This is a genomic window from Pedobacter sp. PLR (genome assembly GCF_026239675.1).
Lineage (GTDB): Bacteria > Bacteroidota > Bacteroidia > Sphingobacteriales > Sphingobacteriaceae > Pedobacter.
The window spans coordinates 311,711-338,451 of sequence record NZ_JAPIVQ010000003.1; the positions used below are offsets into that span (position 1 = coordinate 311,711).

Annotated in this window: 25 protein-coding genes; 9 read left to right on the forward strand and 16 right to left on the reverse strand. The window is 40.0% G+C overall.

Annotated elements, in window-relative coordinates:
* Positions 1-92: 92 nt before the first annotated feature.
* From gap to pfkA, 3 genes are read right to left on the reverse strand one after another with little or no spacing between them, the layout of a single operon-like run.
* Entirely contained in the window at positions 93-1,094 is a 1,002-nt protein-coding gene (gene gap, locus OQX61_RS08410; protein WP_265841214.1) for a type I glyceraldehyde-3-phosphate dehydrogenase, read from the reverse strand.
* A gap of 4 nt (positions 1,095-1,098) precedes the next feature.
* Positions 1,099-1,941 carry a hypothetical protein gene (locus OQX61_RS08415; protein WP_265841215.1) on the reverse strand — a complete coding sequence of 281 codons (843 nt, stop codon included), beginning with the start codon at positions 1,939-1,941 and terminating at the stop codon, positions 1,099-1,101.
* A 2-nt stretch (positions 1,942-1,943) separates the two neighbouring features.
* Positions 1,944-2,930, reverse strand: a complete 987-nt coding sequence (pfkA, locus tag OQX61_RS08420; protein ID WP_265841216.1) for a 6-phosphofructokinase — start codon at positions 2,928-2,930, stop codon at positions 1,944-1,946.
* Between the two features lie 567 nt (positions 2,931-3,497).
* On the opposite strand from pfkA, the gene OQX61_RS08425 reads away from it, so the two are divergent.
* Positions 3,498-4,187, forward strand: a complete 690-nt coding sequence (locus OQX61_RS08425) for an NUDIX domain-containing protein (RefSeq protein ID WP_265841217.1) — start codon at positions 3,498-3,500, stop codon at positions 4,185-4,187.
* A 138-nt stretch (positions 4,188-4,325) separates the two neighbouring features.
* Here the strand turns inward: OQX61_RS08425 and OQX61_RS08430 are convergent, their stop codons facing one another.
* The gene (locus OQX61_RS08430; protein ID WP_265841218.1) at positions 4,326-5,183 is read right to left on the reverse strand and encodes an N-acetylglucosamine kinase; all 858 of its coding nucleotides are present in this window, start codon (positions 5,181-5,183) and stop codon (positions 4,326-4,328) included.
* Between the two features lie 458 nt (positions 5,184-5,641).
* On the opposite strand from OQX61_RS08430, the gene OQX61_RS08435 reads away from it, so the two are divergent.
* The 3 genes from OQX61_RS08435 to OQX61_RS08445 are packed head-to-tail and all read left to right on the forward strand — an operon-like array spanning position 5,642 to position 8,770.
* Positions 5,642-6,685 carry a GntG family PLP-dependent aldolase gene (locus tag OQX61_RS08435; protein ID WP_265841219.1) on the forward strand — a complete coding sequence of 348 codons (1,044 nt, stop codon included), beginning with the start codon at positions 5,642-5,644 and terminating at the stop codon, positions 6,683-6,685.
* A 7-nt stretch (positions 6,686-6,692) separates the two neighbouring features.
* The gene (gene accC / locus OQX61_RS08440; protein ID WP_265841220.1) at positions 6,693-8,180 is read left to right on the forward strand and encodes an acetyl-CoA carboxylase biotin carboxylase subunit; all 1,488 of its coding nucleotides are present in this window, start codon (positions 6,693-6,695) and stop codon (positions 8,178-8,180) included.
* A gap of 2 nt (positions 8,181-8,182) precedes the next feature.
* Positions 8,183-8,770, forward strand: a complete 588-nt coding sequence (locus OQX61_RS08445) for a riboflavin synthase (protein ID WP_265841221.1) — start codon at positions 8,183-8,185, stop codon at positions 8,768-8,770.
* Here OQX61_RS08445 and OQX61_RS08450 read toward each other — a convergent pair whose 3' ends face one another.
* Positions 8,771-9,919, reverse strand: coding sequence for a tetratricopeptide repeat protein (locus tag OQX61_RS08450; protein ID WP_265841222.1), 1,149 nt, complete (start codon positions 9,917-9,919; stop codon positions 8,771-8,773). It abuts the gene before it with no gap.
* Positions 9,920-10,107: 188 nt separating this feature from the next.
* Between OQX61_RS08450 and OQX61_RS08455 the strand changes: the two genes are divergently transcribed.
* Entirely contained in the window at positions 10,108-10,407 is a 300-nt protein-coding gene (locus OQX61_RS08455; protein WP_265841223.1) for a hypothetical protein, read from the forward strand.
* A 39-nt stretch (positions 10,408-10,446) separates the two neighbouring features.
* Here the strand turns inward: OQX61_RS08455 and OQX61_RS08460 are convergent, their stop codons facing one another.
* A complete protein-coding gene (locus OQX61_RS08460) occupies positions 10,447-12,243 on the reverse strand; it encodes a histidine kinase N-terminal 7TM domain-containing protein (protein ID WP_265841224.1) in 1,797 nt (598 codons plus the stop codon).
* A gap of 148 nt (positions 12,244-12,391) precedes the next feature.
* Between OQX61_RS08460 and OQX61_RS08465 the strand changes: the two genes are divergently transcribed.
* Positions 12,392-12,982: a porin family protein gene (locus OQX61_RS08465; RefSeq protein WP_265841225.1), complete on the forward strand. Its 591-nt coding sequence runs from the start codon at positions 12,392-12,394 to the stop codon at positions 12,980-12,982.
* A 108-nt stretch (positions 12,983-13,090) separates the two neighbouring features.
* The gene (locus OQX61_RS08470) at positions 13,091-13,363 is read left to right on the forward strand and encodes a hypothetical protein (RefSeq protein ID WP_265841226.1); all 273 of its coding nucleotides are present in this window, start codon (positions 13,091-13,093) and stop codon (positions 13,361-13,363) included.
* A gap of 6 nt (positions 13,364-13,369) precedes the next feature.
* On the opposite strand, the gene OQX61_RS08475 is transcribed toward OQX61_RS08470, so the two are convergent.
* From OQX61_RS08475 to OQX61_RS08485, 3 genes are all read right to left on the reverse strand, one after another.
* Entirely contained in the window at positions 13,370-14,290 is a 921-nt protein-coding gene (locus tag OQX61_RS08475) for a YihY/virulence factor BrkB family protein (RefSeq protein WP_265841227.1), read from the reverse strand.
* A 125-nt stretch (positions 14,291-14,415) separates the two neighbouring features.
* Positions 14,416-15,546, reverse strand: a complete 1,131-nt coding sequence (gene hppD, locus OQX61_RS08480) for a 4-hydroxyphenylpyruvate dioxygenase (RefSeq protein ID WP_265841228.1) — start codon at positions 15,544-15,546, stop codon at positions 14,416-14,418.
* A 49-nt stretch (positions 15,547-15,595) separates the two neighbouring features.
* Entirely contained in the window at positions 15,596-16,762 is a 1,167-nt protein-coding gene (locus OQX61_RS08485) for a homogentisate 1,2-dioxygenase (protein WP_265841229.1), read from the reverse strand.
* A 328-nt stretch (positions 16,763-17,090) separates the two neighbouring features.
* On the opposite strand from OQX61_RS08485, the gene OQX61_RS08490 reads away from it, so the two are divergent.
* A complete protein-coding gene (locus tag OQX61_RS08490; RefSeq protein ID WP_265841230.1) occupies positions 17,091-18,089 on the forward strand; it encodes a fumarylacetoacetate hydrolase family protein in 999 nt (332 codons plus the stop codon).
* A 162-nt stretch (positions 18,090-18,251) separates the two neighbouring features.
* On the forward strand, positions 18,252-19,139 hold the full coding sequence (locus OQX61_RS08495) for a flavin reductase family protein (protein WP_265841231.1): 888 nt from the start codon (positions 18,252-18,254) through the stop codon (positions 19,137-19,139).
* Between the two features lie 19 nt (positions 19,140-19,158).
* Here the strand turns inward: OQX61_RS08495 and OQX61_RS08500 are convergent, their stop codons facing one another.
* The 7 genes from OQX61_RS08500 to OQX61_RS08530 all read right to left on the reverse strand — a co-directional run bounded on the left by OQX61_RS08500 (position 19,159) and on the right by OQX61_RS08530 (position 26,684).
* Complete coding sequence (locus OQX61_RS08500; RefSeq protein ID WP_265841232.1) at positions 19,159-19,692, reverse strand: C40 family peptidase; 534 nt, start codon at positions 19,690-19,692, stop codon at positions 19,159-19,161.
* 62 nt (positions 19,693-19,754) lie between these two features.
* Complete coding sequence (locus tag OQX61_RS08505; protein WP_265841233.1) at positions 19,755-20,456, reverse strand: SDR family oxidoreductase; 702 nt, start codon at positions 20,454-20,456, stop codon at positions 19,755-19,757.
* Positions 20,457-22,235: an aromatic amino acid hydroxylase gene (locus tag OQX61_RS08510; RefSeq protein ID WP_265841234.1), complete on the reverse strand. Its 1,779-nt coding sequence runs from the start codon at positions 22,233-22,235 to the stop codon at positions 20,457-20,459.
* 115 nt (positions 22,236-22,350) lie between these two features.
* Complete coding sequence (locus tag OQX61_RS08515) at positions 22,351-22,836, reverse strand: GtrA family protein (protein ID WP_265841235.1); 486 nt, start codon at positions 22,834-22,836, stop codon at positions 22,351-22,353.
* 5 nt (positions 22,837-22,841) lie between these two features.
* A complete protein-coding gene (locus OQX61_RS08520; protein ID WP_265841236.1) occupies positions 22,842-24,770 on the reverse strand; it encodes an LTA synthase family protein in 1,929 nt (642 codons plus the stop codon).
* Between the two features lie 131 nt (positions 24,771-24,901).
* The gene (locus OQX61_RS08525) at positions 24,902-26,425 is read right to left on the reverse strand and encodes a glutamate synthase-related protein (RefSeq protein WP_265841237.1); all 1,524 of its coding nucleotides are present in this window, start codon (positions 26,423-26,425) and stop codon (positions 24,902-24,904) included.
* 121 nt (positions 26,426-26,546) lie between these two features.
* Positions 26,547-26,684: a hypothetical protein gene (locus OQX61_RS08530; protein WP_265841238.1), complete on the reverse strand. Its 138-nt coding sequence runs from the start codon at positions 26,682-26,684 to the stop codon at positions 26,547-26,549.
* Positions 26,685-26,741: the final 57 nt, after the last annotated feature.

Genomic DNA, 26,741 nt, shown 5'->3' on the forward strand with positions numbered 1-26,741 from the left:
AACAGCTGTTGAATTGGTCAGAAAACAAGAAAGGGATGTTCCATCCAGACACATCCCTTTTCTAACCAAATATAAACCTGTATGAACGGGTTTTACTTTACGTTTCCGTAGTATTCTACGAACTTAGCTAATGCATTAGAATAGCCCCATTCGTTATCATACCAGGAAACTACTTTCACGAAGTTGTCGTTTAATGCGATACCTGCATTTGCATCGAAAATTGACGCACGATCATCTCCTATAAAGTCAGAAGAAACAACTTCATCTTCTGTATATCCTAGAACACCTTTCAAGTAACCTTCTGAGGCTTCTTTCATGGCTGCTTTAATTTGCTCATAAGTTGCTGGTTTTTCCAGACGAACTGTTAAATCTACTACAGATACATCAGCTACCGGTACACGGAAAGCCATACCTGTTAATTTTCCTTTTAGTGCAGGAATCACTTTTGCTACTGCTTTAGCAGCACCAGTTCCAGAAGGGATAATGTTAGAGAAACCTCCACGTCCACCTCTCCAGTCCTTAGCTGAAGGACCATCTACTGTTTTTTGTGTTGCAGTTACTGCGTGTACAGTGCTCATTAAGCCTTCAACGATACCGAAGTTGTCGTTTAATACTTTAGCAATTGGCGCTAAACAGTTAGTAGTACAAGATGCGTTAGAAACTACAGTTTGATCAGCAGTTAATAACTCATGATTTACACCCATTACGTAAGTAGGGATTGAATCATCTTTTGCAGGAGCAGAAAGAACTACTCTCTTAGCACCAGCCTGAATATGTTTTTCAGCATCAGCCTGAGTTAAGAATAAACCTGTAGATTCAATTACAGTTTCTACACCTACTTCATTCCATTTTAAGTTTGCTGGATCTCTTTCCGCAGTGATACGGATCGTTTTTCCATTTACTACAAGGTGTCCGTTTACTACTTCAATAGTACCATCAAAACGACCGTGTGTAGTATCGTATTTTAACATATAAGCCATGTAATCCGGCTCAACTAAATCATTGATTGCAACAATATCTAATCCTCTTTTTAAAGCAGCTCTAAAAACCAGTCTGCCGATACGGCCAAAGCCGTTTATTCCAATTTTGCTCATTTTGTTAATTTGAATAGTAGTTTAGTAAATTATATATCGGTTCTTTAGTAATCGATGTTATTTCCAATCCGTGCCTTTTTGCAGTTGCCCGCAACTCTTCCTGGAAGTTTCCGGCCACAAGTCCTACAAAATGTATTTCTTTACCGGGATGTAATTTCAATGTTGGTAATAAATAAGTGTTAAAATAACTTTCAAACCCTTTCTCTATAATTCCTAACAAAAATTTATCGTTTCTGTTTTCAATAAAAAAGTCAAAGAAAGAACTTAGAAACTGTTGAGCCAGAGGTCTTTTGTATACACGTTCCAGGATTTGCGGCCTGTCCAGGTTATACTTCAGTTCAAACTTTTTATGTAAGTCCTTTGGCAGTTTATCCTGAACAAAATACTTCAACAGTGTTTTTCCAAGGTAATTTGCCGAACCTTCATCTCCCAGGATATACCCCAGTCCAAAGTTGTTCTTCTCCGGTTTCTTTCCGTCGTAATAAGCGCAATTTGCTCCGCTACCCAATAATCCTACAATTCCAGGGTTATTGTAACAGGCAGAGAGTGCTGCACCATACAGGTCATCTTTAACCGTTATTTTACTATATCTAAAGAACATCCCCAGCGTTTCAGCCAGTTCATTTCTTCTTTCTTCTGAGGAAGCACCAGCAGCAAAAACATAAATTTTCTTAATGCTTTCTGCGTGATTCACCAGAATCGATTTCTTGTTTAAGAATTGAAGTATAGACTTCTGGTCATTAAAACAGGGATTAATTCCCGGCATATTGCATTCGGCGATGGTTTTTCCATCCTGTGCAATTTTCCAGTATGCTGTTTTAGATCCACTGTAAACTACCGCTATCATAATTAAATGGATAAAACCTTAGTCATTTCCAATAAGTCACTTTCTAATTTGAAAGTGTGTCTGGTTAGCGCCTCGTCTATACTCGTCGTCTTTATATCATTCCCACGTAAGCCAACCATTTGCATGGTACTACCTTTTAACAATTCATTTACGGCTGCAAAGCCCAAACGACTGCCTAAAATACGGTCGAAACTACTTGGGCTACCTCCACGTTGCAGGTGGCCTAATATCGTTACTTTCGTGTCATAGTGGTTAAAACTCTCTTTAACTTTTTTCGCAACATCATAAGCACCACCAGCTTTATGGCCTTCTGATACAATCACGATGCTGGAAGACTTTTTTGTAGAAGCTCCAATTTCCAATTGTGAGATCAGCTCGTCCAGACTGGTTTCTTTTTCCGGTAGGAGTACAGCTTCTGCGCCACTGGCGATTGCACTTCTCAGGGCAATACATCCGGAATCTCTTCCCATCACTTCAATAAAGAATAAACGGTCATGTGAATCGGCAGTATCTCTGATTTTATCTATTGCTTCAATAACGGTATTTATAGCCGTATCGTATCCTAAAGTAAAATCAGACCCATATAAGTCATTGTCAATTGTTCCGGGAATTCCAATCACGCGAATTCCGAACTTCTTTCCAAAAATTTGTGCTCCTGTAAATGTTCCATCACCCCCAATTACTACCAAACCGTCAATATCACGGGCTTTTAAGTTTTCAAAAGCAGTCTGCATTCCTTCTTCAGTTTTAAACTCAAGACAACGTGCTGTTTTTAAAATGGTACCACCTAAGTGTATGATGTTACTAACGGATCTTGCGTCCATTGGCTTGATGTTGTTGCTGATCAAGCCCTGGTATCCTTGCAAAACCCCAAACATATTGATTCCATTGTATATACCGGTACGAACTACTGCTCTGATGCAGGCGTTCATTCCTGGAGCGTCTCCTCCAGATGTCAATACGGCGATATTTTTAATATTTGGTTTCATGATTTGTGATTACGAATATAGCGTGTATTTTTTACACTAAGTAATTTATTTTGTATTTTCCTGTGTAATTAGGATGTAAGTGCATTTTATTGCTTCAATGTTTAAAAATTTACTATTTTAGTATAGACCGATAAAAATCTCCCCGTTGCTTTATTGATTTAGCCTTTTTGAAAAAGACAAGGTTGTTAGCTGCTCAGTCCGACAAAAAACAAGATCTAAAATCAATAAATTTGATTCAATATCCTCACATCCGCAGGATTTGCGGATGCAATATAGAAAACACGACTGAAAAATCCGATTCAGTACCTCAATTCCTTTAAGATTCTTTTGCAACAATATTTTTATAATTATACTTTTCATTTTGTTTTTAACTTAAATCCTGTTAATCTTGTTAAAACAAGATATTATTTAAGAACTTTATAAATTAAACCCGGTCGGGAACAGGAGGAGTATAGGAAGCGGGTTAAGGGAAAAGCATAGAAAAATAAATAATCTACCAGAAATTAACGCCTTAAATAGAATTCAAGGCAGATTGAAAAATAAATTTGATATATAAAATTTGATATTTTGAAAGAAGTCTTACCAAAGTTTAATTCCACTTTCTCGATTGATTGTGTGCTGTTCGGATTTGATGAAGGAGAATTGAAAATTCTTTTGATAGAAAGGAACGAGGAACCCTTTAAGGACTGGTGGGCATTGCCAGGAAATATAGTGGGAGAAGATGAGAGTTTAGATCAGTCTGCCTCACGTATTTTGCATGAACTAACCGGACTGGGTGATGTATATATGGAACAATATTACACTTTTGGTGATGTTAACCGACATCCACAGGGAAGGGTAGTCAGTATTGCTTATTATGCGCTATTGAGGTTAGGAGGCGATAAAGCCTTAAAGCCATTGAGTAATTATGCCAAACAAGCACATTGGATCAATGTGAAAAACCTGCCAAAACTGGCATTCGATCATCAGCAGATTTTTGATAAGGGGCTGGAGAAAATTAAAAGACGGATCAAACATCAGCCCATTGCTTTTGAGCTTTTACCGGAAAAATTTACCCTGACGCAATTGCAAAACGTGTATGAAATCATTCTCAATAAAAAGCTGGATAAAAGAAACTTTAGAAAGAAAATGCTGAGCTTCGGCGTACTGAAAGATCTGGAAGAAAAACAAAAAGGTGTTTCCTTCAGGGCAGCAACCTTGTATAAATTTGACAAGCGTAAATACGCCAAATTATTCAGTAAAGAGATTTCTTTTTAATCAGGTAACCTATAAATACATAAAATGGCCGCAACATTTACAATGCTGCGGCCATTTTTTTGCGATATTTTAGTTATAAAAAAACAGCGGGTACCTTGATCAGGTATCCGCTGTTTTTTTATATCAGAACTACTGTGCTTATTTGTTCACGGTAGTCATGTGGTAATCCACTAAATCATCTATAGGAGAGCGGATCACTTTACCAACGCCCATCTCATATCTGTCTGCAACAACGCTTAAAATATCTCTGAAACTATAACCTACAGAACCTACACAGTTTAAAGAGTAGTCTTTGTAGTTTGGATAATGAATCACCAGGTTCTCAAAGAAAGCAGTAAATGCGTAATCTACAGTAGAGAAGGTATAATCTTCGTAATTGTCTTTATAGTCGTATAAGAACTTGCTGAAACCAGCGCAAAAACGATTCGGAAGTGGTTTATTATAAATCTGGTCGAAAATGTCCTCATTGGTTAAGGCAAAGTTATCATAGAAACTTTCTCTTAAGCCTTTAGGCATATAACCTTTCATATAATCACTAAGAATTCTTTTTCCGATGAAGCATCCACTACCTTCATCTCCAAGGAAATAGCCCAGAGAATCGATGTTTTGTGTAATTTCTTTACCGTCATACAAACAAGAGTTTGTACCTGTGCCTAATATCGCTGCAAAACCAGGCTCATCACCTAGTAAAGCACGGCATGAAGCCAATAAATCGTGTCCTATGTTGATCTTTGCATTAGGGAAAACCTGTTGCATAGCATCTGCTACAATTTTGCGCTTGGCATCTGTTGAACAACCTGCACCATAGTAATTTACTTCGGTAAGTTTATCAGTTTCTAAATGATCCGGAAGAGATTTTCTTAACGAACCAACAATGTATGCTGTATCTGAAAAGTATGGATTGTATCCCTCTGTATTAAATAGAATTTTTCTGCCTGCTTCATTAATTAAACACCAATTGGTTTTGGTTGAACCACCATCTGCAATAACTATCATCTTAATTTGTTTTTTTCGGGATAAAAGTAAATAATCCTAACACTTTTGTAGGGTTTTTTTTCATAATTTTAATTCTTTGGTTTAAGTTTTTAAATAATTTTCCGCCTCTATGGTGCTAATAAGGGCGTTTTTGCTCGTTTTATTTATTGATTTAAAGTTACCATATTGTTAAAAAAACACTAAGCCTAAAATACACTTGTTATTTTGAAATCCAAATTTAAAATCAAGCATTTGCCGGAAATGGCATTTTAATTCTGAAAAAACTACTTTTTATGAATTAAAAAAACCTTCATAGGGGGCTTGATAAACGTTTTACTAGCCTTAAATGGCGTTTTTCGAATAAAGTACAACCATTCCTTATTTAATGTAATTATCTCGATAGCTCTGTCGATTTTGTACTGCACCTCTTTTTAACGACATTTAAAAAGTTAATATTTGTAGACACGCTATAAGATAATATGATGGCAATAAAGATTGATTTGAGAAGCGATACCGTGACCAAACCAACAGCAGGAATGCTGGCTGCAATGATGGCTGCGAAGGTTGGCGATGATGTTTTCGGAGAAGATGAAACTGTTCATCAGCTGGAAACAAAGCTTGCAGCGATGTTTAACATGGAAGCCGGACTGTTTTGTCCTTCCGGAACAATGACCAATCAGATTGCAATCAAGTGCTTTACCCAGCCAATGGATGAGGTGATTTGCGACCAGACCGCTCATGTATATCGATATGAAGGTGGAGGAATTGCCTATCATTCTATGGCCTCGGTCAGGTTGCTAAATGCTCCGCGGGGACTCATTAGTCCGGAAATGATCGAACCGGAAATCAATGAGGACAATATTCATTATCCAAATTCTAGCCTGGTTGTATTGGAAAATACCGTCAATAAAGGCGGTGGCGCCTGTTATCAGCTATCGCAGATTGAGCCTATTCATACCTTATGTAATATAAAAGGACTAAAGTTACACCTGGATGGCGCAAGGATCTTTAATGCTTTAGTAGCTACCGGAGATTCTGCGAAACACTACGGACAATATTTCGATGGTATTTCGGTGTGTTTATCCAAAGGATTAGGTGCTCCTGTAGGTTCTGTTTTATTGGGAAGCAAAGAAACCATCAAAAAAGCGGTTAAGATCCGCAAGGCATTTGGTGGTGGAATGAGACAATCGGGATTTCTGGCTGCGGCTGGAATTTATGCATTGGATCACCATGTGCAAAGAATGTCTATTGACCATGATCATGCTAAGGTTTTATCCGGGGTGTTGAACCAGGTGAGCTATGTAGCTTCAGTGATGCCTGTAGAAACCAATATTGTGGTTTTTGAAATTGCAAAAGGCTTTAAAGCAGAAAATATTGTCCAGCTCCTGGCAGAAAAGGGAATCGCCTGTGGCATTACCGGGCCTAAAACGGTACGCATGGTTACCCATCTTGATGTTTCCCGGGAAATGATCGACTATACCATTGAACAGATTTTACATTTACATCCTTCCCTCCATAAATAACCTTTACATGAAGAAAATTTTGATAGCCAACAGGGGCGAGATTGCATTGCGTATTATGCGCTCTGCACGTGAAATGGGGATTAAAACGGTAGCCGTTTATTCGGAGGCCGATAGAACGGCACTCCATGTCCGGTATGCCGATGAGGCTGTATGTATTGGTCCGGCAGCATCTAATCAAAGTTATCTACTGGGCGATAAAATTATTGAAGCCTGCAGGATTACCGGCGCTGACGCGATTCATCCAGGCTATGGTTTTCTATCAGAAAATGCTGCTTTTGCCAGATTGGTGAAGGCATCCGGTTTGATTTTGATCGGGCCAACACCCGAAGCAATGGAAATCATGGGAAATAAATTGTCTGCAAAAGCAGCGGCATTAAAATACCAGATTCCTATGGTTCCCGGAACGGAAGAGGCCATTACTGATGTCGAAGAGGCGAAATCCAGAGCGGTAGAAGTCGGTTTTCCTATCCTGATTAAAGCTGCCGCCGGGGGTGGTGGAAAAGGAATGCGCGTAGTAGAAAAAGTTAGTGATTTTGAAGAACAAATGAAACTGGCGGTTAGCGAGGCTACTTCTGCTTTTGGCGATGGTGCAGTCTTTATTGAACGTTATGTTTCCTCACCCAGACATATAGAAATACAAATCCTTGGAGATACCCATGGAAATATTGTTCACCTTTTTGAACGCGAATGTTCAGTACAGCGCAGACATCAAAAGGTGATTGAAGAAGCGCCTTCCAGTGTACTTACAGAAGAAATCCGTGTGAAAATGGGTAAATGTGCCGTAGATGTTGCCCGTTCTGTAAATTATGTAGGTGCCGGTACAGTAGAGTTTATCCTGGATGAAAACCTTGATTTCTTCTTTTTAGAGATGAACACCAGACTCCAGGTAGAGCATCCGGTAACTGAATTGATCACCGGTTTAGACCTGGTCAAAGAGCAGATCAAAATCGCCAGGGGAGAAGCGCTTTCTTATACCCAGGGGGACCTGAAAATTAATGGCCATGCGATTGAACTGCGGGTATATGCTGAAGATCCGGAGAATAATTTCCTGCCTGATATCGGCGTGCTGGAAGTTTATCAAACCCCAAAAGGCAATGGGGTGCGTGTTGATGATGGTTTTGAACAAGGGATGGAAATTCCTATTTATTACGATCCAATGATCGCCAAGCTGATTACTTATGGTCAGACCAGAGAGGAAGCCATTGAAAGAATGGTTAGGGCAATCGACGAATATCACATTACAGGGATAAAAACTACCCTGGGTTTTGGTAAATTTGTCATGCAGCATGAAGCTTTTAAATCAGGTGATTTTAACACACATTTCGTAAGCAGGTATTTTAGTCAGGAGCGGATAAAGCATGCAGATGAAAATGAAGCGCTGATGGCAGCAGTCATGGCGGCAATAACTTATAAAAAGAAATCTCTTGCAATGCTTGCAGATTCTTCGGAACAACAAGTCAGCAATTGGAAAAGAAACCGTACAAAATATAATTAGAGATGTTTACAGGGATTATTGAAACCTTAGCAGAAATAACAGCGATCAGGGAAGAAGGAACTAATCTTCATTTTACCGTTAAATCGGAATTGAGTAATGAATTGAAAATCGACCAGAGTGTGGCCCATAACGGGGTATGTTTAACGGTAGTAGCTTTGACAGAAGACTCTTTTACGGTAACGGCCATTCAGGAGACCTTAGAAAAGACCAATCTTGGGCATTTAAGAGTGGGGAGTAAAGTGAATCTGGAGCGTTGTATGGAGATGAACGGACGCCTGGACGGTCATATTGTTCAGGGTCATGTAGATCAGACGGCTGTTTGTGTGAAAAGAGCAGAGTTAGACGGAAGCTGGGAATACCGCTTTAAATACGATTCGAAAAATGGTAATGTAACGGTAGAAAAAGGCTCTGTTTGCGTAAACGGCATCAGTTTAACCGTGGTAGGGTCAGAAAATGATGAGTTTTCTGTTTTTATCATTCCCTACACTTTCGAACATACCAACCTACATCAGGTGAATGTTGGGGATACTGTAAACCTTGAATTTGATATTATTGGTAAATATGTGGCCCGTTTAATGGGGCGCGCATAGTTATCTTTTTAGTTCTTCAATCTTATTTTTGATAAAAACGACCAGTTTAGCCTGCTCTGCAGGATTTACTGTTTTCAGGTATTGTTGGTAATAACTGATGGCATTTTTCTTGTCATTTAGCCTGGTTTCATAGACTAAGGCGATGTTGTAATATAGACTGCCATTGTTTTCAAATAACAAACCTCGTTTATAAGCAGCATTTGCCAGGTCGTTTTTATCAATATTTTCATATGAATCACCTAAAAGACCATAATAGCTGGATGTTTTCTTAGAAATGGCAGCCTTAATGGTACGTTCTAAATAGGCCGCCGCATTCTTGTAATCCTTAATCCCTCGGTAACTCAGGGAAATATTGTATAAAAGCCCCTCATCATCATCTTTGTCAATGTTTGCTTTTAAGAAATAATCCAATGCTTTTTGATAGTTCAGGAGTAGAAAATAGCTTTTTGCCATGTTGGTCAACACAAAGGTGGAGCTGTCTCCATAACTCATCAGTTTTTCACCGGTCTTAATGGATCCTTTGTAATCTTTTGAAGCGATACTTGCCGGCATTTTCATCTTCAGTAGTTGAAGGTTACTACTGTCGGCAGCCAAAGCTGGTTCCAGCACATTTAAGGCCAATCTGAAATTGTTCATCTTGAAATAAAGTTCACTCATTTCATAAGCAACATCGGCATCTGCCGGATTTAATAAATTCGCTCTTTTGAAATTCCTGAACATCTGTGCAATATCTGTCTGCTCTTTTTCTATGCGGCCAATCTGCTTGTAGGCATTGAAATTATTACTGTCCAGTGCGACTACCTTACTCAGATATTCTCTGGCTTTAGCATTGTTTCCTCTTCTTAAATTGATGTTGGAGAGGTTAAATAAACCTGCAAGGTCGTCTGGCTTCGCTTCATGAAGTTTTAAGTAGTTCTTTTCTGCATCCGGCAGCTTTCCGGCCATAAGATAGGCGTAAGCCAGTTGTGAAATCTCCTTCGGATCTGTAGTGTCCTCCTTGTAAATGCTTTGCAGGTATTGAGCGGCCTCCAGGTAGCGTTGCGTCTGAAAAAGGTCCAGTAGTTTTTCTTTATCAACAACGGTAGCCGTTTGAGCATTCACAGCATAAGTGCTGATCAATATTAAAAAGGGAAGCAGGAGTTTTTTCATGCACTAAGCTATTTTTGTGAAAGATAAGATAATTGAGGCAATTCGATAAACTAAGTTATTAGTTTGACCTCAGTATTCCAAATTTAACCATCATAATCTGGTCTTGATTGAAAAAAAAGAAAACATCCTGGCAGGGTAATTGGTTCTACTACCATATCAATAGAGTATTAATTTAAATCGAAAATAGTATGGATACATTAAAAAAGTTCGAATTAATGGAGAAGATAGTCAGAGAGTTGGAGGATTTACAACATTCACAACAAGCGATTATCCAAAAAATAGGTAAGATTGAAGTAGACAATATTGAATTGGGGGATAAAAGATTAGATAAAGACCTGCCGGATATGCACCAACGCGTTTCAGATAATCTGGAAACGATTGTAGGTATCCTGGAATACTTTGCCGATAAAACTCAGAATTTTGGAAATAAAAACAATGTGGAAGCTTTAAAAGAGAAGCAAATCATTAACGAAGCAACAGGTCATTAAATTGATTACCTAATAATGGTATAAAAAAGCTGGTCGGCATTAATGCTTACCAGTTTTTTTATGGAATTCATCGCTGGTTGGCTCAACGGGGATAAACATATTGAATTTAGTGCCTGTATTCAGCTCACTTTCTACATTTATATCGCCATCATTGCGCTCCATAAACTCCTTGCACACCACCAGGCCCAATCCGGTTCCTTTTTCATTTAAGGTACCTCTTGTCGACATGTTTTCACCGCTGAACAACTTTTCAACAGTTTCGGCCTTGATTCCAACCCCATTGTCATGTATCGAGAGCATCATATGCCCTTTGGTATAGACAGAGGAAATATCAATTTCGCAACCTTCGTAGCAGAATTTTATAGCGTTACTCAGTAAGTTGCGAACCACAATCTGAATCATTAACATATCGGCATAAACCAGGATTCCCGGAAATACATCCTGGATAATCTTAATATTTTTTGAAGCAGCAGAAGGTAGATGGTAATTTACTTCATTGATGATCATGCTCCTCAAATCGAAATATTCTTTATTGATGCCGTATCCTTTTAATTGACTTCTGGACCAGTGTAAGATGTTTTCCAGCAATTCGGTGGTGTATAAAATGTCCTTGTTTAAGGTCGGTGATAACATTTTAAACTCTTCAATGGTGATCTGATCATTTGAAATCATTTTGAGTACCTCAGAAAGATTCACCAATGGACCGCGAAGATCATGAGCGATGATAGAGAAAATCCGGTCTTTTAACTGGTTTAGTTTTTTAAGTTCTTCGGTTTGGTGTTGAGATTTCAGGGCATCCTGTTTAAAATGGGTCAGGTCCTGAAATTTAATGATTGTTGCGTTGTTGCTCAGTTGATTTTCATCGAGGTAAAGAATGTCGGCTTCCAGTTCATGTATCCCCAGTGGGCTTTCCACACGTAATTCTACCTTGCCAGACTGGTGGTTTTTGATGAATTGGAAAAAAGCCTCCTGTTCCGGGAATAGTGATTCTATGGATGTACCAATGATTTTTTTACTGTTCGGTTCATCCAGATATTTTCGGATAGCATGGTTGTAATCAATCACCCGAAATTGCTTGTCGATCACTAAAAAACCATCCTGAATTAAGTCCAATACCTTTTCTCTGGCCACTGGCAACACATCAAAAAGCTTGTACCGATAAACGGCCATGGCTATAAATGTTATCGTTCCTGCAAAGGCAAAGGGGGTAAGATCCAGGTTTTCTACCGGGCGGAAACCTAAAGTATAGGCAATATTGGTGATCCATGGGATGAGTGCAGCGATGATAATGCTGTAGTTTTGTCTTTTATAAATCGGATCCGCTTTGCGGAATGTAGAGATCAGGAGGTAACTGCCGGTGGCGAGTAACACATAAAAATAGGCAGTAAATATTTTATAGGCAATGCCGGTTTCAATAGAAACCAATGGAAAGGGACCGCTGGTATCCATAAAATAATGCTTGTAATGGAGGTGGTGGTAGTCGTTGGTCCATACCAAAACTGAGGTAATGACGGCTACACTGATTAGTAAAGACAGGTTTAAGGTTCGTTTATACCAATATTCTTTTCCGGATAGTTTTAAACAGAACATCAACCAGTGTAATGGAATGGTAGTGATGCCAATATATTCTATGTCAATGAAGAATTTCGCATCTGCTAAATTGCTGGTGGCCAGTTCAAATCCATAAGCTAAGGACCAGATGGCATTGGATAGCATGACCAGGCCAAAAAGGCGCACTGCACCATGGTCTTTGCGATACGCAAACCATGATAAAAAGAGGGTGACTGCCCCGAAAAAAATTAAGAAATACGAGTACGCATTAAAGGTAAAATCCATCTAAATAGGTGATGATTAGGGCCTCACCTTCGAATTCTAAGATGATTTCAAACAGGCGATTGTAAATATAAAATTACGTAATATACTGATGAATTAAAAATATTCTTAGTTTTACATAACAGTTATACTATCAACCTAACATTACATTATGAAAAAAATTATCTTATCTGCGTTATTCATCTGTTCAAGTATGATGGCGTTTAGTCAGATCTTGCCAAGCTTCCAATTCGGATTAAAAGGTGGGGTAAATATGACCAAGTTCAGTACAGAAGGTACCTTCAAAAGTGAAAACAGAGCAGGATATTATGGTGGTGTTTGGGCCCGTATTGGCGCAGCAGGAATCCACTTGCAACCAGAGATGTATATTTCAGGTAAAAACACTACGTTAAAAGATGCCAATGGCTTCGAAAGTAATGTAGATTTCACCAGTTTAGATATCCCGGTTTTAGTAGGTACAAAAATCGGAGCAGCAGGAGTAGGCATTCGCCTGAATACCGGACCGGTAGTTTCTTTTGTGTTGAGCAAAGATCAGTCATTTAAACAGGCAGCAGGTGAGGCTTTTAAAGGTAATTTTAAAGATCAAAACTTTGCATGGCAGTTTGGCGCAGGACTGGATGTCAGTAAATTAGGAATTGACCTGAGATATGAACAAGGTTTGTCCAAAATTGGGAAAGATGACTACAACCAGGCTAAAAAACTTGGCTTATTCACGCTGGGACTAGCTTACCGTTTGTTCTAAAATACAATTTTTCAACATTTGTGGAAAAGGGTTGAGCTTTAGTGCTTTGCCCTTTTTTTTGGCGCTAAAATTGATGTTATGATTCTCCCTAACTAAATTAAGAAGACCATGAATATCAAAGAATTATTATTGAACGGAAACGGCTTCTCAGAGCTGCTGAAACAATTCTCAATTGAAGCCAGTGACGTTAAAATTCAGGATGAAGACGTGATCTTGTCTGACCAGATTTTGCGACACAAAGACATCTTAAAAGAAAGCATCTGCATTGAAGGTAGGAACAAAGAAGGTATTGTCAATCTTTTTGGTACGCTTCATTATAACCTGCTCAATAAACTGGCCGTGTTTGAAATGCAGGGATTCGAGAAAATCGCCGCAGTTTAGATTTGATTAGGCACCTTTTATTATTTCCTTGATTTCGTAGTTGAAAGCACCTTTTATAGGGCGTATAGGACGGTTTTTGTCATCGCTCAGCACTTTGACATAACAAGCTCCGAAGTAAAAAATGAAGGAAGAATAAAAGACAAACAGCATAATGAGGACAATAGATCCTGAGGTGCCGTAGATGTTTCCGATGCCACTAAGCGGGAGCATGATTCTAAGGATAGACTTTCCAATGGTAAACAGTATTCCCGTAAGGATACCGCCATGGATGGCAGCTTTCCAGCCCGGACGGCCATTGGTGAGGTATTTAAACAATACGGAAAACCAGGTGGTCACAATTATAATAAATAAGACCTGGTTTAGCATCAGTAGGAAAATTCTTCCAAAAGTTGGGGCGGCATTGTTGACATAAGTCCCGATAATGGCCTGCATACTATCCGTCATGATCCCCACAAAGAATAACAGTCCAGCGAGTAAGATGATCACAAAAGACCTTGCCCGCAGTTTCATTTTGAAATAGAATCCCACTTTTTCTTTGATACCAATAGACCAGATCTGGTCCATAGAATTTTTGATCACGGCAAAAAGTGTTGTGGCTACAAAGATGAAAAATATAAAACTCAATACAGTCGCATACCACTGGTGATCTACACCTCTGATATTTCGCAGCACCTGTTTGATTTGAGTGGTGCTACTGTCGTCTAATACCGTTCCTAAGCGCTCAAATAAAGTGTTAGCCAGGGTTTTTCTGTCCATGAAAAATCCAAACAAACGAATTAATATGATGAGGATGGGAGGTAGGGCGAAGTTGGCAAAAAAAGCCGTTGCTCCGGCAAGGCGTAGCGGGTCGTTTTTTTGGAACAGCGTAAATGCCGCCGTAAAGCGTGTGAAAAATAATGAGATGCTTCCGATGATGTTAATGTCCATTCCCGCAGGTTGCCTTGAAGGCCGAAATTAACTATTTTTTCGTAAATCTCCACCTGCTATGATGTAAAAAAGCCAGTACTGTTTCCAGACTGGCTTTCATTTTATGAATAATAAGCGTCAGTTTTTTATAAGTTACCTCTCAATTCCTGTTCACGTTCCAGGGATTCGAATAAGGCTTTGAAATTTCCGGCACCAAAAGATTGTGCCCCTTTTCTCTGAATAATTTCAAAGAATAAAGTCGGACGGTCTTCTACCGGTTTTGTGAAAATCTGCAATAGATAGCCTTCCTCATCGCAATCTACCAGGATACCCAGCTCTTTTAGCTGCTCAATTTCTTCGTCGATTTCACCCACACGCGTTGGCATCATGCTGTAATAGGCATCAGGGGGTGCACTTAAAAACTCAACCCCTCGAGCTTTTAATTCCTTTACGGTAGACAAAATATCTTTTGTAGCTACTGCAATGTGTTGCACCCCTTCGCCTTCATAAAATTCTAAATATTCTTCGATCTGTGATTTTTTCTTTCCTTCCGCAGGTTCATTGATCGGGAATTTAGAGAAACCATTCCCATTGCTCATCACCTTACTCATCAGGGCCGAATATTCGGTATTGATCTGTTTATCATCAAATGATAGGATATTGACAAATCCCATCACCTCTTCATACCATTTTACGGTCTCATTCATCCTGTTCCAGCCCACATTACCCACACAGTGGTCAATGTACAAGAGGCCGGCTTCCGTTGGCGCATAGTCGCTCTTCCAGTCGCGGTAGCCAGGCATAAAAGTCCCTGTATAGTTTTTACGTTCTACAAACATATGGATGGTTTCTCCATAAGTATAGATTCCCGACATCCTTACTTCTCCAAATTCGTCTGTTTTAGTAACCGGCTCCAGGTAAGGTTTTGCTCCTCGTTTAGTGGTTTCTTCAAAGGCACTATAAGCATCATCTACCCATAAAGCCAATACTTTTACGCCATCACCATGTTTTTTTACATGTTCTGCAATCGGGCTTTCCGATTTCAAAGCCGTAGTCAGTACCAACCTGATCTTTCCTTGTTTTAGTACGTAGGAAGCACGGTCGCGCACCCCGGTTTCCGGTCCGGCATAAGCCAGAGATTGGAAACCAAACGCAGTTTTATAGTAATGTGCAGCTTGTTTTGCATTGCCTACATAGAATTCTATGTAATCTGTTCCATTTATTGGAAGAAAATCTGGCGCTTTAGCAATCTTTTCTGCAAATGTTTGTGTACTCATGATTTTAAATATTTTAAACTCTTAATCTGATTTTTTACGTTAAAATGCCTTATTCTACGTTTTGTTGCCAGCTTTTATGGTAACTCTCGTCTTCAATACTGATGGCATCTTCGGTGAGCATTAAAGGGCGGAAAGGATCAATCATGACCGCCAGCTCATCTGTGCGCTCTTTACCGATGGATTTCTCTACTGTTCCAGGGTGTGGTCCATGAGGAATTCCGCCCGGATGTAGGGTAATCTGGCCTTTAACCACGCTTTTTCTGCTCATAAAATCACCATCAACATAATACAATACCTCGTCACTGTCCACATTACTATGGTTGTACGGGGCAGGAATAGATAGGGGATGGTAGTCGTATTTTCTCGGTACAAAAGAGCAAATCACGAAATTATGTCCTTCAAAAGTCTGGTGTACCGGAGGTGGCTGATGTAAACGGCCTGTAATCGGTTCAAAATCGTGGATAGAAAATGCCCATGGGTAGTGGAAACCGTCCCAGCCTACAAAATCAAAAGGGTGGGTGCCATAGGTGTATGGATACATTAAGCCCTGTTTCTTAATCAATACCTTGAAATCACCAAACTCGTCGATGGTTTCCAGATCCTGCGGGCGTCTGATGTCGCGTTCACAATAAGGAGAATGCTCCATTAACTGCCCGTATTCATTTCTGTAACGCTTCGGAGAGCGGATCGGGCTAAAACTTTCTATGATGAAAAGCCTGTTTTTCTCATCGTCAAATTCCATTTGGTAAATGGTACCGCGGGGTACCACCAGGTAATCGCCGTAGGCAAAACGGATCTTTCCAAAGCCTGTTTTTAGTGTTCCTGTACCTTCATGGATAAAGATGACCTCATCTGCCTGACTATTCTTATAAAAATAGTCGGTCATAGATTTTCTTGGCGCTGCAAGAGAGATGTGTAAATCGCTGTTTACGAGTACAGGTTTTCTGCTTTTCAGGTAGTCATCTTCCGGTTTGACGTTGAAACCAATCAGACTGGTATGACGCAGATGCTTTTCGCGCGCAATCTTTGGCTCCACCGAGTAAGGCTCACCGAGCTCTTTTACAATGGTTGGCGGGTGACAATGATAAACGAGTGAATATAAGCTGGAAAACCCTTCAGTAGAGACTAATTCTTCTGCATATAAATTGCCATCGGGCTTTCTAAAAACGGTATGACGTTTCGCAGGAATAGTTCCTAAGGTATGATAAATAGGCATAACAGTAGGTTAATTTGGTTAGAATTATATGTATATTAATAACAGTAAAACGTAGAAAACGTTTTAATCAACAGCGAAGGAAATGCTATATGGAGTATTGTGCAAAGATGATCTTGGAAAGCATCGCATACCTGAATGCAGCCAACGCTTGTTTGGCCACTTGATTTTGATATGTGAGGTGTAAGATCATTTTGTTTGCGGAGCTAAATTAAGTAATAATTATAGTAAAGAACAAACAATCAGAACGATTATATGTAGATAAATTATATTTAACCATCGTAGCTGTATTTTTATATAGCTTTGAATAACTTGACAAAAAACTGAGCATATGAAGCTGGTATCCTATAAAACAGAAGACAGAGAACACCTGGGTGTTTTTGTAAACGGACATATTTATAACCTGAATTCCTGCGACAAATTGTTGCCTGATGAGATGAACGAATTCCTGCGTGGAGGGGTGGATCTGATGGATCGCGCTAAAAAGGTGGATGCACAGATTAAATCTGGCGAAATCGAACCTAAGGAAGAAGCTTTCTTTGAATTACTGGCACCGGTACCACATCCAACATCCTGTAGAGATGGTTATGCTTTTCGCCAGCATGTAGCTGCGGCACGTAGAAACCGTAAGGTAGATATGATTGCAGAGTTTGATCAGTATCCGATTTTTTACTTTACCAACCACAATGCCATTCAGGGTCCTGGTGATATCGAATGTATGCCGGATCATTTCCAAAAGTTGGATTTTGAACTGGAAGTCGCCATTGTTATCGGAACGAAAGGCCGTAATATTACTGCCGCAGAAGCCGATAATTATATTGCCGGTTATATGGTGATGAATGATATGAGCGCAAGAACCCTGCAAATGGAAGAAATGCTGCTAAATTTAGGTCCGGCAAAGGGTAAAGATTTTTCTACTGTAATCGGCCCCTGGTTGGTCACACCGGATGAACTGGAAGAATATTTAACAGCAGCCAAACCTGGTCATACCGGAAAGGCTTATAATCTGGAAATGACTTGTACCGTAAATGGAGTGCAGGTATCTGCGGGAAATATGGCTGATATGGACTGGACTTTTGCTGAGATCATTGAGCGTTGCGCCTACGGCGTAGATATTCTGCCTGGTGATGTGATTGGCTCTGGTACCGTTGGTACAGGCTGCTTTCTGGAGCTAAATGGCACTGGATTGTTGAATAACCCTGATTTTAAACCGCAATGGTTACAAGATGGCGATGTGGTCGAAATGGAGATTACCGGTCTTGGACACTTAAGTAACAGTATCATCAAAGTAGATAGTGATTTCTCTATCCTTGCTTTGAAAAAGAAATAGAATCCCATACAAGAATAAAATCATATTCTCCGGTAAGAAGCTATTGTTTTCTTACCGGATATATGATATGCTCTTTGCAGCCCATCGCTATTAAAATTCAGTAAGCCCTTTTTTAAACTACTTTTAGGGAGTAACTTTGACCTTACACAAGCTCAAATAAATATGCTGACTATCGATGTAACCACACTTTCCCCTGTTCAATTGCAAAACTATCTGCAATATGCGATTGCACCCAGACCTATCTGTTTTGCAAGCACCATTGATCAGGACGGAAACATCAACCTCAGCCCTTTCAGCTTTTTCAATATGTTCAGTACTAACCCACCAATGTGCATCTTTTCTCCATCGAGAAGGGTAAGGGATGGCAGTACTAAACACACCCTGGAAAACGTGCTGGAAGTAAAAGAATGTGTCATCAATATCGTCAACTATCCGATGGTACAGCAAATGAGTCTGGCCAGTACAGAATACATAAAGGGCATTAATGAGTTTGAAAAGGCTGGTTTTACCATGCTGCCTTCTCATCTGGTGAAGCCACCAAGAGTGGCAGAAGCACCCGTGCAAATGGAGTGTATCGTCAAAGAAGTAATTCATTTAGGAGATCAGCCTGGCGCCGGCAACCTGATTCTGGCAGAAGTAAAGCTAATTCACATTCAGGAAGAAATACTGGATTCTGATGGTAAAATTGATCAGGAAAAGATAGATCTTGTGGCCCGTTTGGGTGGCGACTGGTATTGTCGTGTGACCCCGGAAAGCTTGTTTAAAGTAGCAAAACCCTTAACCACACTGGGTATTGGCGTAGATGCCCTGCCTAAAGCAGTAAGAAACTCTTATGTGCTTTCGGGGAATGATCTTGGAAGATTAGGAAACATAGAACAACTGCCTTCGGCTGATGATGTGGATGAAATGCAACGCAATAGCCAGGTGAAAGAAGTTTTAGACGCCACGATTGGCGATGCGAATAACCGCGAACGTGAACTTCATGAACTGGCAAAACAGTTTCTGGCAGCAGGAAATGTAGCGGATGCTTTAAAAATTGTATTGCTTTAAATGCAGCTAAAAAGCTTTTTTATAAGATACTTACTACTTTCATAAACCGTTTCTTATAGAAACCCTCGTTTAAGCTGGTAATAGTTACGCCTTTTGCAGCACCTGAAGAGGAGTGGATAAACTTGATCTCATCACCATCTACCGCAGAAATAATGCCTACATGGCCAACACGACGAACGCGGCTGTTAGTGCCGGTAAAGATGATCACATCTCCAACCTGTGCATCAGCAAGCTTCTTGTCCTGTCCTTTGGTCGCAAAATCTCTTGAAGATCGTGGTGCATTAATACCAAAATTCTTAAACACATAGTTTACAAATCCGGAGCAGTCGAAACCTATTTTAGGATTGCTGGAAGCATAACGGTAACGCGTACCAATCATGGACTTTGCAAAAGATAACAAATTGCCTGGTTGAAATTTGCTGGCAGGAAGTGCCGGTAAGTTTTCCATTATTTTGAAAACCATATCCTGATAAAGGACTGGCGACAATGACTGCGACTTTGCAGCAAACGTACTTATGGATAGAAACAGGAGGATTAGGATGCTTTTCTTCATAGGGATTGGGCTAAAGATAATAAAACTATCTTTAGCCTAAAGTAATGTTGATAAGTAATTGATTAAGGGGTGGTTACTGCTACTGGTAGCACTTTTCCATTGAAAAACCGGTGTCCGGTCTTCGCAAAGTCGGCCACATATTTACCCATTTCAAAAGCCATAACAGGCGATTCATAGCCAGGGAAGGCCAGTTCCAGCATTTCTGTTTGCGCAGAACCCAGAGCCAGACAATTCACTTTAATACCCGTTTCTGCCAATTCGGAAGCCAAACATTCGGTTAAGGTATGTAAGGCCGATTTGCTTGAAGAGTAAGCTGCAAGGCCAGGGAATTTTACACTGCCCTGAAAACCACCCATACTGCCAATGTTTACAATATGACTGCCGGCAGTCATTAAAGGCAATATATTCTGAATCATATTAAAATGACCCAAAACATTGCTTTCAAACATCTGATACAAATCATCTTTACTAGTTTCCAGGAAAGGCTTGTTGATCAATGCACCCGCATTATTGATTAAAATATCTACTGTACCTAACTTTTCCTTCAGGAAAGGAACTAATACGGCATAATCATCATTTACAATGTCAAATTCTACCGGAAGCAACGTGCAATCCGGATTGAGACTTTTGGCAATTTCCAGCAGTTTACGCAGCTTGTCCGCAGAACGGGCAATACATACAACTTTATGCTCTTTGTAGTTTGCGAACTCTAATGCAGCTTCAAAACCAATCCCACTGCTCGCACCTGTTAATACTATATTCATTTAATCTTCTTCTGTAATCAATTGACTTACCGGATTTTCAATCACATGTAAACCATCTGTAATTAATTTATGATGCTCTGGCTCATTTGCCGCTTTTAGTTCCAGGTAGATACGCACTTCTTTTTCCAGTTCAGGATCCAGATTCTTGTGGTACAGGATCTCCAGAATCTCTAAAGCAGCCAGCCAATCGTGACGATGTTCTGTTTTTAAAGCTTCAAATAAAGCAATGACCTGTTCATAATTTCTTTTGTCTTCTCTGATCGTGCGAACTTCCTTGTAAATCGCATGCAGCTGCTGCGTTTTCTCGTCGTAGGTTATCTTATGTGTTTGTTTATCACTGATGTGTGTGATTTCTTCGTAAGCATCTTTATCAGCAGCACCATTAAATACGGAAACGATTTTCTCTCCGACAGCCATGTCATAAGTACCCCATTCCGGTTGGAAAAGCACATTGCCATTGTCTTCTTTTACGGTACAGTCCTCAAACACAATCAGGATTGTTTTACCGTTGTGTTGAAGAATATCTTTTACCACACCGTTAAGGTGGATTCCACTATCAAAAGTTACCTCTGCTCTGCTGCCTGTAGCAATACCTTGCTCCTGCAATTCCGCCAGACTAAGATCTTCCAATACCAGGCCGTTTAAGCGACCAACAGGAGAGGAGAAGCCGTCTTTATGGTAGAATTTACCATGACCTTCCAGTTGTTTCGAATCTACTGCCAATGCAGAAGGACCTGTTGTTTTGATAAAAGTAAGCTCATCAGCGGTATTCAGTCCCATGTCTGTAAAGACACCGGTTACCTGCAATCCTGAGCTATAAACTGCCGTTGCAGGGTTTTTACACTCAATTGCTTTGACTACACTTTCTGCACCACCACGTCTGAATGCCATGGTATCGGCAAACTGCTCCAAAACATCAATCAGGTTCTGGAAGTTTTCCGTTACAAACAACTGTGGCTGCTGTTTCGTGATGTCATAAGCGTAATTGATCGTATCAATATTGTACCATAATTTGGTGACCTCTTCTTTCATACAGCTCGAACTTTCTCCGATAGAAGAAAGCAGCCCTGCACCGTATATTTTCGGGTTTTCCAGTGTGCCGATCAAGCCGTATTCCACGGTCCACCAATGTAAACGACCCAATAAGGACATTTCCGAAGGCTCACCCATGTTTTCTGAAACCACTTGTAAGTGTTTCTCCGCTTTTGCGATTTCCTGTTCCGGCGCATTTGCTGCCTCTTTTAAGATACTCAGGTTGCGAATAGCTTCATACAACTCAAAATCTTTCGAAGAAAACATGGCCTTAGCACCTATAGAGCCAAAATAGCTCAGGTAATTGTTGTAATCTGTATCTGCAATAATCGGGGCATGCCCGGCCGACTCATGGATAATATCCGGAGCTGGTGTATATTCAATGTGGTTAATCTGACGTATGTCTGCTGCAATCACCAATACCCGGTAAGCCTGGTATTCCATGAAGGCCGCAGGCGGAATAAATCCATCTACAGTAACGGCACCCCAGCCTATTTTGCCAAGGTTATCGTTCATGGTTTGCAAATTCGGGATATGTTCTATACTTAAACCTGCGCGTTGCAAACCTTTGATATAAGGATAATAGGCCACTTGCTTCAGGTAGCTATAGTTTTGACGCATTACATAGCGCCAGACTGCCTGATCAATTGGCGTATATTTTTCATAATGCTGCTCTACAATAAATTGCCTTAAATGCTTAGGAAGCTTAGCTACTTGTGGATTGTTGAAGTCATTAAAATCACTCATTACCTATATGGTTTATATGGAGCCCAATATAAGAAAATCTATTTCTTCTCCTAAACAAAACCCGCCTTGATTCCGAAAAATAACGGAAAGTAGACATTCCCGGGTCCTAAAATCCTTATTTCTTCACTTTGAAAGAAAAGTGCTTTTGAGAGAAATAACTAAACACGGCAAGTAATACGGAAATGATCACTTTGGAAACTGTAGGGTAAAAACCAAAGGCTTCTATTAACACTTTTAACAAGGCATAATTGATCAGAATATTGGTGGCTACGACAGAGGCATATCTAAACAATTGAATCCTGCCTTTTAAGGTGGACTTTGTAAAGACCAGGTATTTATTCAGTGTAAAACCGATGATAAAAGTAATCACAGACTCGATGGCAAATGCCGCAATTGGTGCGGTAATGAGCTTTGGCAGAAAGGAGATATTCAAATGAACATCCTGCTGTTTTAACACCCAGTTATAGACAATATAGTAAATCACAATTCCGGCAGCAGTTGTTGTGCCTCCGGAAGCGATATACCTGAATGTATGTAAGGAAATGTATTTCGAAAAAGGAGGATAGAAAAAGTCTATGAGCTTTAACAAAGCTTTACGCATACTTATTATTTATAGGTTAACTGGTTTGCGATCATTCTGTTGTTATACTGTTGTCTGAAAGCTTTTAATTTCTTTTCCATGGCAGCGGCAACTTCCGGTTCTTCTGCCAGAATATTGTGCTTACTGAGGCGGTCCTTTTTCAGGTTATATAAGGCAAGGTTATTCTTGCCATCATTTACCAGGTAATAATCGCCCATGTAAAAGTTAAAAGAACCATCGTTATTGTTCAGCACAAAGTTATCCGTTTTCTCCTCAAAAGCATCAAATCCCATGGAGAAATAAGGTTTGTCGTAATGTAGGTAATTCAAAACGGTAGGCATAATGTCTATTTGTTGCACCAGCTTATCTGATAATCCTTTTAATGAGCCATCCGGGCGATAAAAGATAATCGGGATGGAGAAGTATCCGGGAGTATTTTGGTATTCCGGGTGATAAGAAACTGTAGCGTGATCAGCACAAAGTACAAATAACGTGTTCTTAAACCATGGCATGCCGGATGCGGTTTTAAAGAAATTGCGCAAGGCCATATCCGTATAACCCAGGGGCTCTTGTACCGGAAGTGGTCCTTTAGGAAATTTACCTGCATATTCATCCGGAACACGGAAAGGGTGGTGGGAAGATAAAGTGAAGACACTGGCAAAGAATGGTTGTTTCAGCGTGTTCATCGTTTGCGCCGTGTATTGTAAAAAGGGATCGTCCCAAATGCCCCAGGTGCCATCAGAGTCACCAGTCTTTTGATATTCATTTTGTCCGAAATACTTCTTGATCCCTGCCAGGTTCGTATAAGAAGAAAAGCCCATAGAGCCATTCGGAGCACCATGAAAAAAGGCCGTTTCATAGCCTTCATCGCCTAGAATTTTAGCGATACTGGTGGTTTTGTTACCCGAATAAATCGAGAGTACAAAAGGTTCGTTGATGGAAGGAATACCGGTAATTATAGAAGGTAAGGCATCGATAGACTTCCTGCCATTGGCAAAACTCCTGTTAAAAGTATAACTCTGAGCTGCTAAAGAATCCAGAAAAGGGGTGTATCCTTTGTATTTTCCGCCATCGAGGTCCTTGTTAAAGTAGCCTATATGCTCTTTTCCCAGACTTTCCACAATGATGAACATGACATTTAACCTGTTGAATTTTGCGGTATCTTTTTGTTGCTGTATCGGGTTGTAAATGGCATTTAAAGTTTGCTCATCATAGTAATTTAGTTGCTTTAACCTGGACGCTTTTAAGGTCCTGATGATGGCAAAAGGCGTGTTCAGTACCAGACTCATCTGATCCGGAGTATCCACAAATTCACCCGCATTGCTTAAAGTGATTGGTCTGGTACCAAATCCCCAACCGCCACGAACGCCGGTGATGCACATTACAGCGATCATAAACATCAATACCGTATGTAAAACATAGACTGGCCAGGTAAAAACAGCTGTCTTTTTAACCTGGATCAATTGATATAATTTGATGAAGAACCCGATAAATACGGCCAGCAAAATCAACAGGTACCAATAGTCTTTCAGAAAATCACCAAAGAGTTTCAGCTTGTTATTCTCATTGCTAAACTGGTTGAAAACCGTTGCTGTTGTTCTTTTAAGTGTAAATTTATAGTAAACGAAATCAATTAGATTGGCAACAATCCCTAAACTGTTGGTGATAATGAACCACCATTTGAAAAACCTTTGATAACCTTCGTTATAACGGAAAGGAAAAGGAATTACATGCGCAAGAATATAAATCGCATTGATGTAGATTAAAGCGGAAACATCAAATTTTAGTCCACCCCAAAGGATGTAGAGGTACTTAGCGATTGTAATGTTTTGGAAGAGATCCTGATTGAAAAGGTAAAAACCGATTCTGCACAAGGTATATAGTAATAATAATATCAGAAAGCGATAAGCCAGCACCAGATAAAGGTTCAGGCCCGTTGTGTCTTTTATTTTCAATTTTTAAATATTTGCTCCAAAGCTAAGTATTGATAATGATTTATTAATGGTAAATTAATCAAAAGGGCTATCTCCTTATGGAAGACAGCCCTTTTTGATCATTGTTAGCTATTTCTCTATAATATCATGCTCTAGGAAAAATAGATGTCTTTAAAGTTCAACGTTTTCGTCGTATCAATTCTTCTGTTGAAACGTTCTGGTTTAATCTCATTTAAGGTATCAAAACCACAAGCTTCCATCAGCTCTATCGTAGCGTGAACGGTATTTTTATGGAAGTTGGCGACACGATGTTTCTTATCGGTTACGTCAATTCCTTTAAATAAGCTTTTATCTTGAGTAGCAATACCTACAGGGCATTTACCACTGTCGCATTTAAGGGCCTGAATACAACCCAGGGCCATCATCATGCCTCTTGCACTATAACAGGCATCTGCACCTAATGCAACGACGCGCATAATGTCAAATCCGGTAATGATTTTTCCTGAGGCCAGGATTTTAATGTCTTCTCTTAATCCGTATTGTTTCAAGGTGATGTTTACAAAAGCAAGGGCATCTAATAAAGGCATCCCTACATAATCTGTATATTCCAGCGGAGCGGCACCGGTTCCACCTTCTGCACCATCAATGGTAATGAAATCCGGAGAAATTTTAGTGGCTACCATCGCTTCACAGATCTCAACAAACTCTTCTTTGCTACCGATACACAGTTTAAAGCCGACTGGTTTGCCACCTGAAAGCTCACGCAACTGTTGGATAAAGTGCATCAGACCTGTTGCATCAGAGAAGGTGCTGTGTGCTGGTGGAGAAAGGATCGTTGTTCCTGCTACCACATTTCTGATTTCTGCAATCTCAGGCGTATTTTTGGCTGCCGGTAAAATACCACCATGACCAGGTTTCGCACCCTGAGATAACTTCAGCTCAATCATTTTCACGTACTCTCTTTTTGAGTTCTTTTGAAACAGCGCGGCATCAAATTTACCTTCTGCATCTCTACAACCGAAATAACCGGTACCTACCTGCCAGATCAGGTCGCCACCACCTTTAACGTGATAAGGACTAATCCCACCTTCGCCGGTATTGTGTGCAAATTTATTCAAATGGGCACCATGGCTGAGCGATTGAATCGCTGTTTTGCTCAATGCACCAAAACTCATTGCTCCGATGTTCAGGATACTCAGGTCGTAAGGCTGTGAACATACCAAACCACCAACTTTCACTCTTAGGTCCATATTAGAAATCCTTTTCGGGTAAATACTGTGGGATACCCACTCATATCCTTCCTGATAAGGGTCTACCTGCATTCCGAAGGCTACTGTTTCTCTTTCATTTTTTGCTCTTTGGTAAACAATGGAACGCTGACGACGATTAAAAGGCTTTCCATCCAATTCCGATTCAAAGAAATACTGACGCATTTCTGGTCTGATGGATTCGAAGAAATAGCGTAAGCGGCCAATCACCGGATAATTGCGGAGAACGGCGTGTTTAGATTGAAAACGGTCGTATGCAAGAGCCGTAATCAGAATAACGGGCAACGCTATTAATAAATGGAAGGCAGATTTTTGATAAAATGCGTTCACGATTAAAGCGATAATGCCAAATAAGGCGATCCAAAGAAATACTGTTCCTAGTATGGAACGAAATCCTTTTTGTTTCATAAGATGGTGATAAATAAAAGTAAAATGAGCATCCTGAGGTATATGATTTTTGAATCTTATACCTTCAAAATGAATTTAAATAATAATTTTTCGAATAGAATAGGCCCCTGAATCGAGAATCTTATGGCGAAGGACTCGGGGCTAAGAGAATAAAATCTCTCGAGGTACTCTGGAAAACAAAGCCGAAAGCGTAGTTCTCCCGCTCATATCGGCCGAAGCGTTTATACGCGGTGTTGTACTTATCGTCAGTTGTTTTCATTGGTGCAAAGCTCGGCACCTTTTTCCTCAATTCAAAGGAATTTGATGTTATTAATTG

What these genes read in the sequence shown, in the direction of transcription:
- OQX61_RS08455 (WP_265841223.1), top strand. Translation starts at nt 10,108, where the DNA reads ATGGATACATTAAAAAAGTTCGAATTAATGGAGAAGATAGTCAGAGAG.
- OQX61_RS08490 (WP_265841230.1), top strand. Translation starts at nt 17,091, where the DNA reads ATGAAGCTGGTATCCTATAAAACAGAAGACAGAGAACACCTGGGTGTT.
- OQX61_RS08460 (WP_265841224.1), bottom strand. Translation starts at nt 12,243, where the DNA reads ATGGATTTTACCTTTAATGCGTACTCGTATTTCTTAATTTTTTTCGGG.
- OQX61_RS08495 (WP_265841231.1), top strand. Translation starts at nt 18,252, where the DNA reads ATGCTGACTATCGATGTAACCACACTTTCCCCTGTTCAATTGCAAAAC.
- OQX61_RS08470 (WP_265841226.1), top strand. Translation starts at nt 13,091, where the DNA reads ATGAATATCAAAGAATTATTATTGAACGGAAACGGCTTCTCAGAGCTG.
- OQX61_RS08530 (WP_265841238.1), bottom strand. Translation starts at nt 26,684, where the DNA reads ATGAAAACAACTGACGATAAGTACAACACCGCGTATAAACGCTTCGGC.
- OQX61_RS08505 (WP_265841233.1), bottom strand. Translation starts at nt 20,456, where the DNA reads ATGAATATAGTATTAACAGGTGCGAGCAGTGGGATTGGTTTTGAAGCT.
- OQX61_RS08430 (WP_265841218.1), bottom strand. Translation starts at nt 5,183, where the DNA reads ATGATAGTTATTGCAGATGGTGGTTCAACCAAAACCAATTGGTGTTTA.
- OQX61_RS08445 (WP_265841221.1), top strand. Translation starts at nt 8,183, where the DNA reads ATGTTTACAGGGATTATTGAAACCTTAGCAGAAATAACAGCGATCAGG.
- OQX61_RS08475 (WP_265841227.1), bottom strand. Translation starts at nt 14,290, where the DNA reads ATGGACATTAACATCATCGGAAGCATCTCATTATTTTTCACACGCTTT.
- OQX61_RS08510 (WP_265841234.1), bottom strand. Translation starts at nt 22,235, where the DNA reads ATGAGTGATTTTAATGACTTCAACAATCCACAAGTAGCTAAGCTTCCT.
- hppD (WP_265841228.1), bottom strand. Translation starts at nt 15,546, where the DNA reads ATGAGTACACAAACATTTGCAGAAAAGATTGCTAAAGCGCCAGATTTT.
- OQX61_RS08485 (WP_265841229.1), bottom strand. Translation starts at nt 16,762, where the DNA reads ATGCCTATTTATCATACCTTAGGAACTATTCCTGCGAAACGTCATACC.
- OQX61_RS08450 (WP_265841222.1), bottom strand. Translation starts at nt 9,919, where the DNA reads ATGAAAAAACTCCTGCTTCCCTTTTTAATATTGATCAGCACTTATGCT.
- accC (WP_265841220.1), top strand. Translation starts at nt 6,693, where the DNA reads ATGAAGAAAATTTTGATAGCCAACAGGGGCGAGATTGCATTGCGTATT.
- OQX61_RS08525 (WP_265841237.1), bottom strand. Translation starts at nt 26,425, where the DNA reads ATGAAACAAAAAGGATTTCGTTCCATACTAGGAACAGTATTTCTTTGG.
- OQX61_RS08500 (WP_265841232.1), bottom strand. Translation starts at nt 19,692, where the DNA reads ATGAAGAAAAGCATCCTAATCCTCCTGTTTCTATCCATAAGTACGTTT.
- OQX61_RS08465 (WP_265841225.1), top strand. Translation starts at nt 12,392, where the DNA reads ATGAAAAAAATTATCTTATCTGCGTTATTCATCTGTTCAAGTATGATG.
- OQX61_RS08435 (WP_265841219.1), top strand. Translation starts at nt 5,642, where the DNA reads ATGATGGCAATAAAGATTGATTTGAGAAGCGATACCGTGACCAAACCA.
- OQX61_RS08515 (WP_265841235.1), bottom strand. Translation starts at nt 22,836, where the DNA reads ATGCGTAAAGCTTTGTTAAAGCTCATAGACTTTTTCTATCCTCCTTTT.
- pfkA (WP_265841216.1), bottom strand. Translation starts at nt 2,930, where the DNA reads ATGAAACCAAATATTAAAAATATCGCCGTATTGACATCTGGAGGAGAC.
- gap (WP_265841214.1), bottom strand. Translation starts at nt 1,094, where the DNA reads ATGAGCAAAATTGGAATAAACGGCTTTGGCCGTATCGGCAGACTGGTT.
- OQX61_RS08415 (WP_265841215.1), bottom strand. Translation starts at nt 1,941, where the DNA reads ATGATAGCGGTAGTTTACAGTGGATCTAAAACAGCATACTGGAAAATT.